This window comes from Aeromonas sp. s1(2024) (assembly GCF_040908005.1).
In the GTDB taxonomy this organism is placed as follows: Bacteria; Pseudomonadota; Gammaproteobacteria; order Enterobacterales; family Aeromonadaceae; genus Aeromonas; species Aeromonas caviae.
In genome coordinates, this window is sequence record NZ_JBFOCW010000026.1 from 51,365 (window position 1) to 64,660 (window position 13,296).

Annotated in this window: 9 protein-coding genes; 2 read left to right on the forward strand and 7 right to left on the reverse strand. The window is 63.4% G+C overall.

What is annotated here, in order from left to right; genetic code table 11:
* Window positions 1-280 precede the first annotated feature (280 nt).
* Window positions 281-1,294 (forward strand): lipoate--protein ligase, encoded by a 1,014-nt coding sequence (locus AB5Y70_RS06805; protein WP_010673661.1) that lies wholly within the window; start codon window positions 281-283, stop codon window positions 1,292-1,294.
* A gap of 176 nt (window positions 1,295-1,470) precedes the next feature.
* Complete coding sequence (locus AB5Y70_RS06810) at window positions 1,471-3,165, forward strand: pyridoxal-dependent decarboxylase (RefSeq protein ID WP_010673662.1); 1,695 nt, start codon at window positions 1,471-1,473, stop codon at window positions 3,163-3,165.
* A 74-nt stretch (window positions 3,166-3,239) separates the two neighbouring features.
* Here the strand turns inward: AB5Y70_RS06810 and AB5Y70_RS06815 are convergent, their stop codons facing one another.
* From AB5Y70_RS06815 to AB5Y70_RS06845, 7 genes are all read right to left on the reverse strand, one after another.
* Window positions 3,240-3,617, reverse strand: coding sequence for a copper-binding protein (locus tag AB5Y70_RS06815; protein ID WP_010673663.1), 378 nt, complete (start codon window positions 3,615-3,617; stop codon window positions 3,240-3,242).
* A 44-nt stretch (window positions 3,618-3,661) separates the two neighbouring features.
* Window positions 3,662-6,790: an efflux RND transporter permease subunit gene (locus tag AB5Y70_RS06820; protein WP_049637058.1), complete on the reverse strand. Its 3,129-nt coding sequence runs from the start codon at window positions 6,788-6,790 to the stop codon at window positions 3,662-3,664.
* A 73-nt stretch (window positions 6,791-6,863) separates the two neighbouring features.
* Window positions 6,864-8,396: an efflux RND transporter periplasmic adaptor subunit gene (locus AB5Y70_RS06825; protein WP_010673665.1), complete on the reverse strand. Its 1,533-nt coding sequence runs from the start codon at window positions 8,394-8,396 to the stop codon at window positions 6,864-6,866.
* Between the two features lie 283 nt (window positions 8,397-8,679).
* Entirely contained in the window at window positions 8,680-9,171 is a 492-nt protein-coding gene (locus AB5Y70_RS06830) for a hypothetical protein (RefSeq protein WP_010673666.1), read from the reverse strand.
* A 183-nt stretch (window positions 9,172-9,354) separates the two neighbouring features.
* Window positions 9,355-10,161 carry an exodeoxyribonuclease III gene (gene xthA / locus AB5Y70_RS06835; RefSeq protein ID WP_010673667.1) on the reverse strand — a complete coding sequence of 269 codons (807 nt, stop codon included), beginning with the start codon at window positions 10,159-10,161 and terminating at the stop codon, window positions 9,355-9,357.
* Between the two features lie 252 nt (window positions 10,162-10,413).
* The gene (locus tag AB5Y70_RS06840) at window positions 10,414-11,376 is read right to left on the reverse strand and encodes an ion channel (protein WP_029314056.1); all 963 of its coding nucleotides are present in this window, start codon (window positions 11,374-11,376) and stop codon (window positions 10,414-10,416) included.
* Between the two features lie 58 nt (window positions 11,377-11,434).
* The gene (locus AB5Y70_RS06845; protein ID WP_010673669.1) at window positions 11,435-13,081 is read right to left on the reverse strand and encodes a response regulator; all 1,647 of its coding nucleotides are present in this window, start codon (window positions 13,079-13,081) and stop codon (window positions 11,435-11,437) included.
* Between the last annotated feature and the right edge of the window lie 215 nt (window positions 13,082-13,296).

Genomic DNA, 13,296 nt, shown 5'->3' on the forward strand with positions numbered 1-13,296 from the left:
AATGGGCGTCACGGCTCATTTTGAAACCTTGTCAACCCGTCACCGGCCCGGTGACAAGGGCATTAGGTGTCATTCCAGGAGGGATGGCTGCCGCCTCTCTTCTCGCCTGTTAATGACAGATTGCGTGTTTTCGGCAATTCCCTCTTATCTTCTCCTGTCGTATCAGAAGTTGATGCTCTTGTCCGTATCGGGTGTCGACCTGTGGCGGTCGGGGGACGCCTTCCTTCGTTCAGGGTGGTATGGTAGTCATCCGTTTCCTGTTTCCCGAGAAGGTCCTGTCATGTCTTCCTTGCGCCTGCTGCTCTCCGACTCCCACGATCCCCTGTTCAACCTGGCGGTGGAGGAGTGCATCTTCCGTCAGATGGATCCGAACCAGCGGGTGCTGTTCCTGTGGCGCAACGCCAATACCGTAGTGATCGGCCGGGCCCAGAACCCCTGGAAGGAGTGCAATACCCGCCGCATGGAAGAGGACGGGGTGACCCTGGCCCGGCGCAGCAGCGGGGGTGGCGCCGTGTTCCACGACCTTGGCAACAGCTGTTTCACCTTCATGGCGGGCAAGCCCGGCTATGACAAGAGCGTCTCCACCACCATCGTCATCGATGCCCTCGCCAGGCTCGGTGTGAGTGCTTTTGCCTCCGGGCGCAACGACTTGCTGGTGGCGACCCCGGACGGGGATCGCAAGGTGTCGGGTTCGGCCTACCGGGAGACCCATGATCGCGGCTTTCACCACGGTACCCTGCTGCTGGACGCTGACCTCGGCCGCCTCGCCCACTACCTCAATCCCGACCCCAAGAAGCTGGCGGCCAAGGGTATCAGCTCGGTGAGAAGCCGGGTGGCGAACCTTGGCGAGCTGTTGCCTGGCCTGGGTCATGAGCAGGTGGTGCAGGCCCTGTGCGACGCCTTCTTTGCCCATCACGGTGAGGTGGTGCAGCCCGAGCACATCTCCCCTGAGCAGATGCCCGATCTGCCGGGCTTTGCCGAGACCTTCGCCCGCCAGCGCAGCTGGGAGTGGAACTTCGGCCATGCGCCTGCGTTCAGCCATCAACTGGACGAGCGCTTCCCCTGGGGCGGGGTCGAGCTTCATTTCGACGTGGAGAAGGGGGTGATAGGACGGGCACAGATCTTCAGCGACACCCTGGACCCTGCGCCCCTGGATGACCTGGCCGCACGCCTGCCCGGGGTGGCCTATCGTCCCGAGGCCATCGACGAGTTGCTGCGTCAGTGGCGGGCGACGTTTTCGGCCAACCCCGAGCTGGAAGGGTTTTCGGCATGGCTGCTGACCGCCCTGCGCTGACCTTGCCCATGGCCAGGATCACAAGATGAACAGGGGAAAAGAGGGGAGAGAGGGCGCGGCGCCCGTCAGGGCGCCAACATGACAAAAAGTAGGGCAGACCATTAGTTATTGTCTCTGTTGATAGAGGTGTCACTGGAGTATAAAAACCGCACCTCAGCAGTATCAATGGTATAAAAATGAATCACTTGGTCTATCTGAAAGATGAGGGCGTCAACGCCGTCTCCCCCGAATTCGCCCGCCGTTTTGCCACCGTCAAAGCCCACTTTTTCTCACGCAACCCCGACCTCTGGCCGGTCTTTCGCGAGCCCGGCTTTGCCACCCTCAACGAGTTTCGCGCCCGTGGACTGGCGCCGGATGCGCGGCTCAATGCCTGGCCCGATGGCCGCGCCCGTCTGGCGGATCTCTGCGAAACCATGCCGGTGCCGGCCACCATGCGCACGCCGGGGGAGCCCATGGCGGAGCTGCTGTTTGCCGGCGCCCTGTCAAAGGATTGGGAGAACCCCTCCAGCGTCGAGAACGTCATCACCATGTCGGCGGATCCCGCCATCTATGGCGCCCAGATGGGTATTCTGGCCAATCCCAACCTGGTCTACTCCGAATACGCCGGGGTGGCCGAGGAGCTGGAGAAGAAGGTGGTGCGCCAGATAGCGCTGCTGGCGGGTTACGACCCGGCCCGCGCCACCGGCATCTTCACCCAGGGGGGGACGTTTTGTAACCTCTACGGCTACCTGCTCGGCATCCGCAAGAGCCTGCCACAGGCCAAGCACAAGGGGCTAGGCCACTATCAGGATTACCGCATCATCAACTCCCAGGGCGGCCACTACTCCAACATCACCAACCTCTCCCTGCTCGGGGTGGACATCGAGAACAAGACCATCCGCATCCAGGTGGGCGAGAACAACGACATCGATCTCGACCACCTCGAGCGTACCCTGACCGCCTGCTTCGCCCTGAAACACGTGGTGCCCACCATCATGCTCACCATGGGCACCACCGACACCTTCGGGGTGGATAGGGTCAAACCCGTGGTCGAGCTGCGGGATCGCCTCTGCGAGCGGTTCGAGGTGGCGGTCAGGCCCCACATCCACGTCGACGCCGCCATCGGCTGGTCGATGATCTTCTTCCTGGACTACGACTTTGCCGCCAACCCGCTGGCCATCAACGCCGCCACCCTGGCGGGGATCGAGCGCAACGTGAGCCGCTTCGCCGAGCTCAGATATGCCGACTCCTTCACCGTCGACTTCCAGAAGTGGGGCTATGTGCCCTACACCTCCAGCCTGGTGATGATCAAGGAGCAGAGCGATCTCAAGGCGATGGAGAACGACCCGGAGAACTTCTCCTACTTTGAGCGGGACATTCAGGGTCAGACCCACCTGCAGTCCACCATCGAGTGCTCCCGCGGGGCGAGCGGCCTGTTCGGTGCCTATGCGGCCCTCAACTACCTGGGGGTGGAGGGCTATCGCACCGTGCTGGCCCACTGCCTGCAAAACGCCAACTACTTCCGCTTCCGGTTAAGCCAGCTCGGCAACGTCAAGCTGGTGGCCCAGGAGAACCAGGGGCCCAGTGTCGGCTTCAAGATCTACAACCCCGAGTGGGTACAGGACCCCGAGGCGGAGTTCGCCTTCGAGCTGGCCCGCAGCCCGGATGCGGCCTACAAGGCGCGGCTGGCCCGCAACACCGAGTATCACCGCAGCCTGTTCAAGGGACGCGGCAAGGTAGGGCTCTACACCAACTGGGTGGAGGCGGTGGCACACTCGGAATACGACGAGCGCGGCAAGTACTCCTATATCGCCGGGGAGAAGGCGGTCTTCATGAACCCCGCCTGCGGCCGCGAACAGATCGACGCCTTTATCGCGCATATTCGCGGCTGACAGAGCCACATCTTGTGATGTCATAAATAAAAACGGCGGGATAATCCCGCCGTTTTTATGGCTCAAGGCAGTGGTTACCGTTTCTGGATGGCGGTCACGGTGAGCTTGCCGGCCGGGTTCTCGGCGTGAAAGCGCACCGCATCCCCCACCTTCAGATCCTTGAGCAGGTCCGTATCGGCCACCCGAAAGACCATGGTCATGGGAGGCATCTTGAGGTTGGTGATCGCCTCGTGCCTGATCCCGACCTTGCCGCTCGCGGCATCGAGGCGGGTGATGGTCCCCTTGATCAGGGTCTGCTCGGTTTGCATGGCGGCCATGTCGTGGCCCTCATGGTTCATCCCCTCCATTTGCGCCATGTCGTGCCCCTGGTGGTTCATCATCTCCTCTGCCTGCAGGCTGGTGTTGGTGGCAAGGCCGAGCAGCAATGTCAGGGTCAACGTCTTGTAATTCATGATCTTTTCCTCGTCGTTTATTCAAAGTCGGTGGTGAAGTCGGGTCAATCGGCTTGCCGGGGTTCGGTCTTGCCAAGGCTGCGGCTACGCCACAGGTAGTAGGCGGCGGGCAGCACCAAGAGGGTCAGCACCAGCGCGCTCACCATGCCGCCAATCATGGGGGCGGCGATGCGCTGCATCACCTCGGAGCCGGTACCGTGGCTCCACATGATGGGCAGCAGGCCCGCGATGATGGTCACCACCGTCATCATCTTGGGGCGCAGGCGCAGGGCGGCGCCGTGGATCACCGCCCGGTGCAGGCCCGCCTGGTCCGGCTTGCCGCAGGCCACGAGGTCATCCCAGGCGTGGTTGAGGTAGACCAGCATCAAGACGCCGGTCTCCACCGCCACCCCCGCCAGGGCGATAAAGCCCACCCCGACCGCCACCGAGAGGTTGAAGTCGAGCAGCCAGAGGGTCCAGATCCCGCCCACTACCGCCAGCGGCAGGGTGGTGAGAATGAGCAACACCTCCTGGAAGCGGCGAAACGCCAGATAGAGCAGCAGCACGATAATGGCGACGGTGAGCGGCACCACGTAGGCGAGGCGCGCCTTGGCCCTCTCCATGTACTCGTATTGGCCGGACCAGGTGAGGGAGTAGCCCGCCGGCAGCACCAGCTGCTTGCCCACTTCGGCCTTGGCCTCTGCCACAAAAGAGCCGATGTCGCGGCCGCGAATATCGACGTAGACCCAACCGTTGAGGCGCGCGTTTTCACTGCGCAGCATGGGCGCCTCGTCGCTGATGTAAACCCGTGCCACATCCGCCAGCGCGATGCGGGCGCCGCTCGGAGTGACTACCGGCAGCAGCTCGAGGCTCGCCACCGAGTCGCGATAGCTCTGGGGGTAGCGCAGGTTGATGGGGTAACGCTCGCGCCCCTCGATGGTCTGGCCCACTTCCATGCCGCCCACCGCGGTGGCGAGCACCGCCTGTACGTCAGCGATATTGAGGCCGTAGCGGGCCGCTTTCAGCCGGTCGATATCCACCTTCACATAGCGGCCACCGGCCACCCGCTCGGCGTAGACCGATGAGGCGCCCTCCACCTTGCCAACGATCTGCTCAAGCTTTTGGCCGAGCTGCTGGATCACCTTGAGATCGGGCCCCGCTATCTTGATGCCGACCGGGGTTTTGATGCCGGTGGCCAGCATGTCGATGCGGGTCTTGATGGGGGGCACCCAGGCGTTGGTGAGGCCGGGGAAGCGGATGAGGGAGTCGAGCTCCTCTTTGAGCTTCTCCGGGGTCATGCCGGGGCGCCATTGATCGCGTGGCTTGAGCTGGATGCTGGTCTCCATCATCACCAGGTCTGCAGGGTCGGTGGCCGATTCGGCGCGCCCCGCCTTGCCGAACACGTTTTGCACCTCGGGCACGGTACGAATGAGCTTGTCGGTCTGCTGCAAAATCTCCCGCGCCTTGCCCACCGAGATATTGGCCGCTGTGGTGGGCATATACATGATGTCCCCCTCATCCAGCGGCGGTATGAACTCGGAGCCCAGGTACTTGAGCGGCCAGAAGCCCGCCACCGTCACCATGGCGGCGATGGCCAGGGTGGTTTTCGGGCGGGCCAGGACGGCCTTGAGCAGTGGCACATAGCCCTGGCTCAGCCAGCGGTTGAGCGGGTTGGCCTGCTCCGCCAGCACCTTGCCACGGATGAAGTAACCCATGATCACCGGCACCAGCGTGATGGCGAGCCCGGCCGCGGCGGCCATGGCGTAGGTTTTGGTGTAGGCGAGCGGGTGGAACATCCGCCCCTCCTGCGCCTCCAGCGCGAACACCGGCAGGAAGCTGATGGTGATGATGAGCAGCGAGAAGAAGATGGCGGGCCCCACCTCGATGCTCGCCTCGGTGATGATGCGCCAGCGGTTCTTGTCGGTGAGCGCCTCCCGCTCCATGTGTTTGTGGACGTTCTCGATCATCACGATGGCGCCATCCACCATGGCGCCGATGGCGATGGCGATGCCGCCCAGCGACATGATGTTGGCGTTGATCCCCTGCAGGTGCATCACGATAAAGGCGGTCAGGATGGCGATGGGCAAGGTGATGACCACCACCAGGGATGAGCGCAGGTGGAACAGGAAGGCGAGGCAGACCAGCACCACCACCGCGAACTCCTCCACCAGCTTGCCGGAGAGGTTGTCGATGGCGCGCTGGATAAGGTCGGAGCGATCGTACACGGTGACCACCTCCACCCCCTCCGGCAGGCTGCTCTTCAGCTGGGCGAGCCGCGCCTTGACCCCGTCGATGGTGTGCTGGGCATTCTCGCCGTAGCGCATGACGATAATGCCGCCCACCACCTCCCCTTCACCGTTGAGCTCGGCCAAGCCGCGCCGGCTCTGGGGCCCGGTGACCACATCCGCCACGTCGCCCAGCAGCAGCGGGGCGCCGCGCACAGTGGTGCCGAGCGGGATCTGCTTCAGATCCTCCACGCTTTTCAGATAGCCGTTGGAGCGCACCATGTACTCCGCTTCCCCCATCTCGATGACGGAAGCGCCGGTCTCCTGATTGCCCTGCTTGATGGCGGTCTCGATTAGGGAGAGCGGAATGCCGTAGGCGCGCAGCTTGTCCGGGTCGACCCGCACCTGATACTGGCGCACCATGCCGCCGACGGTGGCGACTTCGGAGACCCCATCCACCGTCTGCAACTCGTACTTGAGGAACCAGTTCTGCAGGGAGGTGAGCTCGCTCAGGTCATGCTTGCCGGTTCTGTCCACCAGTGCGTACTGGTAGACCCAGCCCACCCCGGTGGCATCGGGGCCGAGCTGGGGGCGGGCGGAGGCGGGCAGGTTGGGCGCGACCTGGCTCAGGTACTCCAGCACCCGGGCACGGGCCCAGTAGAGGTCGGTGTTGTCGTCAAAGAGCACATAGACGAAGGAGTCGCCGAAGAAGGAGTAGCCGCGCACCGTGGTCGCCCCTGGCACCGCCAGCATGGCAGTGGTGAGCGGGTAGGTGACCTGATCCTCCACCACCTGAGGCGCCTGGCCCGGATAGGCCGTCTTGATGATCACCTGCACGTCGGAGAGATCCGGCAGGGCGTCCACCGGGGTCTGTTTGACCGACCAGAGCCCCCAGGCGGTGAGCATGAGGGTCAACAGCAGCACCAGAAAGCGGTTGCCCACGGACCAGCGAATAATCGACGGGATCATGATTGGGCTCCTTGCTTATTTGGTGCAGAGAGCCGAGAGCGGTTGCCTGTCAGGCAACGAATGATGGCAGGGATCATGACTTCTTCTCCATCTCGGGCATCGCCATCTGATGCTGGCTATGGTCCATGCCTTCCATCTTGCCCATCTCATCCGTTGCGGGCTTGGCTGCGTCGCCGCTTGCCGGCGCTTGCTCCTGATGGATGGTGGTGATGCGGTACTCATCCCCCTCCTGCATCACTTGCAGATGCAGGGTCTGCCCCTCGGCCAGCTTGCTGATGTCGACCCTGTCGGCGACGGTGAACTCCATCTCCATGGCAGGCCACTGCCACTCGGGGATGGGCTGGTGGGCCACCATCAGGGTGCGGTTGGCCAGATCGATGCTTTCAACCTCTCCCTGGGTCCACACTTGGGCGGGGCGCACCGCCGTCATACGCTGGAAGTCCGAATCGATGGCCGATTCGGAGTCGAGCAGGAACTGGGCCGAGCGGACTATGCTGTCCCCCGCTTCAACTCCTTCTTTGATGGCAACCTTGTCACCAAACTGGGGACCCAGAGTGACGGCGACCGACTTGAAGCTGCCATCCCCCAGCGCTAGCACCAGCCGGTCCTGGCTGCCGGTACGGATCACCGCTTCGCTCGGTACCACCAGCCGGGGTTCGCCCTGCCCGGTGCGAATGCTCACCTTGGCAAACATATTGGGTTTCAAAAACTCGTCCGGGTTGTCAAAGCGCAGCCGCACCTTGAGGGTGCGAGTAGCGGCATCCAGGGTCGGATAGAGGTAATCCACCTTACCTTGCCAACTGCGACCGGGGGCATAGTCGAGGGTCATGGTGACCGGATCGCCCACCTTCAGCTGGGCCGCCTGACGCTCGAACACCTCGGCGCTGACCCACACCTGCTGGAGGGTGCTGATGTTAAAGAGGGCTGCGGCGGGCTCCACATACTGGCCCTCGCGCACTTTCAGCTCGGAGACATAGCCGCTGCTGGGGGCATAGATGCGCACCGTCTCCTGCACCTGACGGCTGCGCTTGAGAGTGGCGATTTGATCTGCCGGCACCTGCAAGGACTTGAGCTTGCCCTCGGCGGCGCGCAGCAGCAGCGGGTTGGCGGTGTTGAGGGCGAGCAGATACTCGTGCTGGGCGTTGACCAGATCCGGGGCGTAGAGCTCGTAAATAAGGCTCCCCTTGCTCACCTGCTGCCCCTCGCTCTTGATGGCGAGGGTGCGGATCCAGCCCGCCATGCGGGCGTTGACCGCCTCCAGCTTGTCCTCGTCATAGCCGACATAGCCCACCGTCTCGATCTGCTGGTGGATGGGGATCTTCTCCACCTTGGCGAGCCGCACCCCCAGGTTCTGCTGGATCTCCGGGCTGATGGTGACTGTGCCCGGTGAGCCGCCCTGTTTTTCCTCATAGACGGGGATGAAGTCCATCCCCATGTTGTCTTTGGCGGGGGCATCGCGCTTGTCGCGCGGATCCATGGGGTTGACCCAGTAGAGGGGCGTCTTCTCCTTGGCTGCAGTGCCAGCGGTGGTCTGTTTGGCAGCCCAGTAGCCGCCACCGGCGCCGAGGGCGAGCAGCAGGGCGGACATCAACAGCGTCTTGTTCATGACAAGCCTCCGAAGCACGGGAGGCGAAGGGGGGACTGGCACGGCCGCGTGCAGGCAGACCGGGTAACGGGGGGGAATGACATGATATCTCTTCTCTTCTGTCAGGCCGCCAGTGTGGTGGTGTGCGCGGGCAGGGCATCACCACGAGGCGGCAAACGGGGCGCAGCTGCATCAGCGCGCACGGCTCCCTGCGAGCGGGTCTGTTTGGCCTGGGCGCAGGGTCAGGCAAGGCGGCAGAAAACGGGCAAGCCGAGGCTTGCTGTTGCCGCGAGAGAAGATCGTTCTAGTGGCGCAGCACCGACAACATCAGGTGTCGGCGCGGCCAGGAGGGAGGGTGGGTGCCGCGGGAGCGGAGGAAGGGATCCCGCAACCAGTTGTCCAGCAGGGGGGCGAGGCGCCACGAAGGGAGCAACAGCAAAGGAAGCAGCAGCAGTGACAGCAGCAGGCCGAGCAGGGGCGGCGCACTGGTGGCGCCGAAGGCGCCGCTCTGCATCTGGCACTCCTCCCCGGGCGGGGCCGCCTCACTCTGGGGGCCGCCGTGGCAGGAGAGGGAGGCTGTGTCGGCCTGGTGCATGGCGGAGTGCTGCACAGGCTCGCTCTGGTGCAGTCCATGAGACAAGGGGGACTGCGCCGGAGCCAGGATGGATGCGGATGCGTCACTTGGCAGGGCGGTGGCCGCCCCATGCCAGCCGATGCACAGGGTGAGATTGCAGACGAGCATCAGCCCCAGCAACAGCCGGGCGATGAACGTGGTGGGCAATCTCGATGAGAGCATGGGTGGTTTCCCTGTGACGGATGGGCCGAATCTAAACCTTGCCGAAAGGAGAAGGTCAAGGCCTGGCAAGCGCCGTCTGCCTGGGAATTGACATGGATTAAGAAAGGGCGGGGCAGTGAACAAAAAAAGCCCCCGCATGGGCGGGGGCCGGGGCTTTTGGCGAGGGCGAGCCTGGCGTGGGGATCAGGCGAAGCAGGTCCAGATGGGGGCGTGATCCGAGGGCTTGTCGATGCCGCGCAGCTCGTAGTCGATGCCGGTCTCGGTCACTTTGTCCTTGAGGGCGTCGGAGGCCATGATGAGGTCGATGCGCAGGCCCCGGTTCTCGTCAAAGCCCCTGGAGCGGTAGTCGAACCAGGAGAAGCGCTCGCACTCGGTGGGGTTGGCGGCGCGGAAGGTGTCGGTGAGGCCGAACCCCTTGAGGCGCTCCATCCATTCCCGCTCGATGGGCAGGAAGGAGCACTTGCCATCCCGCAGCCAGCGCTTGCGGTTCGCCTCGCCGATGCCGATGTCGAGATCCGTGGGGGAGATGTTCATATCCCCGATCAGCGCTATCTGGTCGTCCGGGGTGTGGTGGGTCTCGAGGTAGTGCTGCAGGTCTTCATAGAACTTCTGCTTGGCCGGGAACTTGGTCTCGTGATCCTGGCTCTCCCCCTGGGGGAAGTAGCCGTTCATCACCTTGATGACGGAGCCGTCTTCCCGCTTGAAGCTGGCCATGATCATGCGGCGCTGGGCATCTTCCGGATCGGTGGGGAAACCCTTTTGCACCTCGATGGGAGCCTGCTTGCTCATGATGGCGACCCCGTAGTGCCCCTTCTGGCCGTGGAAGACCACGTGGTAGCCCATGGCCTCCACATCCGCGACCGGGAAGGCTTCGTCGTGCACCTTGATCTCCTGCAGGCCGATCACGTCCGGCTGGTGCTTGTCGATAAGGGCTTGCAACTGATGAAGACGGGCGCGCAGGCCATTGATATTGAAAGAGATGATCTTCATGTTCGGGGTGCTCATGTCGTTTTTGTTCGTCGCTTATTGGACTAGGAATCCGCGATGGATGCAAGTTCGGGGGCTGTGACTGGCGCAGCGGCTCGGGAATCTGTTCACGATCTGTCGCGAGAGTCTGTCAGCAAGGTGACGCGCAGCAGAGGAACCTGAGTACATATGTATACATGGGAGCGCCTGGCGACACATAAGCGAGCAGCACATGAGCCTTGGAAGTGGCCTCCCAGCAAGATCGTGGACAGGTTTCTAGCGGGTCATCTTCTTGACAAACACCACCACGAACAGTGCCAGCGTGAAGCTGCCGGTAAAGGCTTCGAAGGCGGCGAAGATCCGCGACAACCCCACCGGGGTGAAGTCCCCATACCCCAGCGTGGTGAAGGTCACCACGCTGTAGTAGAGGCACTCCATCAGGAAGATGGCGTTCTGCTCCAGAGGGGCGTCCGGGCGATAGATGAGGTGGGTGCCCGCGAAGTTGAGGCCGCAGAAGAAGTAAAAAATGCTGCAGATGACGATGAGCAGCAGGGAGAAGAGCACCACCCGCATGGGGGCCTCGCCGTAGCCGCAGAAGAGATCCACTATCCAGGAGGCGAAGCGGCGGTAGGACCAGAACGGCATCTGCAGGCGGCGCATGGTGAGCTCCTGCTGGATGTAGCGACCGGACATGGTGAAGATGCCCTGGGCCTCGGAGGCCTTGCGCAGATCCCGGTAGGTCTCCTCCGCCTCCTTGAACCAGACGCGGGCCTGCGCCGGGTCCCGCTCGCGGCGCCCCTTTCTGTCCTGCATCAGCCGCTTGCCCGTCTCCAGGTTGTCGAGGCGGGTGTTCTTCCAGCGGATGCCGAGCAGGTTGACGTCGTCGAGGGTGGCGCAATGGAGGTTCGCTTCGCTCAGGTCGGCCTTCATCAGGCTGCCGCCCTTGATGCGAATGCCGTAGAGGTGTGCCCCTCGCAGGTTGGCGCGATAGAGGTTGCACTGCTCCAGCAAGAATCCCTCCGGACCCTGCCTGTTCACCAGGTTGAGATCCGCCAGCTCGGCACGGGCCAGTTGCAGGCCGTGGCACAGGCCTCCCTGGCGCACATAGCGCTCCAGCGCCTCGGCGGTATCAGGGGTGTTGTGGGCCGCAGCGGGGTCGTGCCAGCGGCAGAGATCATGATCCCCTGCCTCTTCGGTGCAGTGGCGGCCATCGGCCACCAGGTATCGGCACATTGCCATGGTGTTGCCCCTCCCTTCCCTGAGTCAGTATCAGCATAGGTGAGGGGAGGAGGGGGATTCAGCTGTGCTGATGATATTCCTGGCGCAGCTTGCGAAAACGTTCCTGCTGGGCGGGGTTGAGGGGGATGCCCTCCAGCACCTCCAGGGTCTCCTTGCACTCGGCGCCAAACTCCGGGCTCTTGCGGTTCTTCTGCATGAGTTGCAGCAGCACCTGGATCTTGTTGAGGGCGGCGCCGGTATTGGCGGGCGCCCGGCGCAGGGCCTCGCGAAAGTGGCCGAGGGCCTGCTCCAGCTCTCCGGCCTGATAGGCCTTGATACCCAGATCGTTGAGCTGCTGATAGCGCTGGCGCCGCTCCTGCACCGTCTTGTCATCCCGGGTTACCTGGATGCAGGTGGTGAGCAGCCGATCCTCATCCTCCGCCAGCAGGGGTTGCAGGCTCTCGGCGTACTCGAACTCCCCGAGCTGATAGAGGGCGAGTATGGTCTCGCCAAGGAGAGCCGGAGGCATGGTGGCGGGCTCGTCCAGCCAGTTCTGGTTGGCGCGATAGAGCATCTTCTTGCCCTTGAGCAGCTCCCCCAGGGCGATGCGCACCCGGGCCTGGCAGATCTGCTCGAACACCGGGTAGTTGAACTCCGACATCATCAGGGAGTCGCGGATGCGCGACAGGGCGGAGTTCACCTGCTTTTGCAGGTTGGCGATGTGGTAGCCGTCGTTGCTGTTGAGGGCGTACAAGGTGAGGGTCTGGATATAGGCCCCGAGATAATGCGGCGTGCGGTGGATCGAGTTGCGCGACAAGTCGATGAGGGCGAGCAGCACGTCCTTGGCCTGGGCGTAGTCGTGCCGTTGCAGGCACACCTCCGCCAGACGGCGGGAGAGCTGCACCGACTGGGGAGAGATGTCCACCGCCCGGCGCAGCTCCTGCTGGGCCTGCTCGTCATTGCCCAGCGCCAGCAGGGACTCCGCGAGCCAGAGGTAGGCCTCCACCATCAGGGGGGTGTGTTTCAGGGTGGCTTGCAGGTGGCTTACCGCCTCCTCGTGCAGACCCAGGGTATGGCACGCCTTGCCCAGGGTGAGGCGAGCCCAGCTGTTCTCCTGCCCCGCCAGCAGCTGGCGCATCAGGCTGCGGGCCTCTTTGGCCTGGCCCAGCTTGAGCTGGGTGTCGGCCTGCAGGCAGCGGCAGAAGTTGGCAAAGCGGGGCACCGCGTCCGCCTGTTTGGCACAGGCCTCCACCAGGGCGGGCAGATCGTCCCGGGTGAGGGCGCTGAAGACGCTCTCCAGTGCCTGGCGACGGGCGAGGGCGCGTTTGAGGCGAAACGAGAACTGCTCCTGGGAGAAGGGCTTCATCAGGTATTCGTCGGGCTCGGCTTCCAGCGCGCTCAGCACCATGGCGCGGGAGCCGTCGCTGCTGACCATGATCACCACGCTCTGGGGCGGAATGAGTTGCTGATCCCGCAGGCTTTCCAGCAACTGGCGGCCGTTCTCGCCCGCCCCCAGCTCATAGTCGAGCAGATAGATGTCGAAGCTCTCTTTCTGGCAGCGGCGGCGCGCCTCGTCGGCGGAGTTGGTGTAGGTGATGCGGTTGATGCCGATGTTGATCAGCATCGCCTTCATCATCATCTGGAAGGAACGCTGTTCGTTGACCAGCAGGATGCGCTTGGGCTTGGGCTGGGGTTTCTTCTCGGGTACGGAGTCCGGTGTCTGCATCTGTCTGGCATCAAGGCGCTACGGGCTGGTGGGAGAAGTGTGCCACCAAAGTCCGCAGGCAGGCAATTGCACATGGGGAGGGGCCCCGGTTTTTCCCGCAGACCTTGGGTGAAAAAAGGGTGTCTTGCCTTTGATCCCGGTCAAGGGAAGGTGAGTTGGCACTGGCAGGCGCTGTCCCGGTTTTTAGACTTGAAGAGCGTCAGCATGCGGGAGGC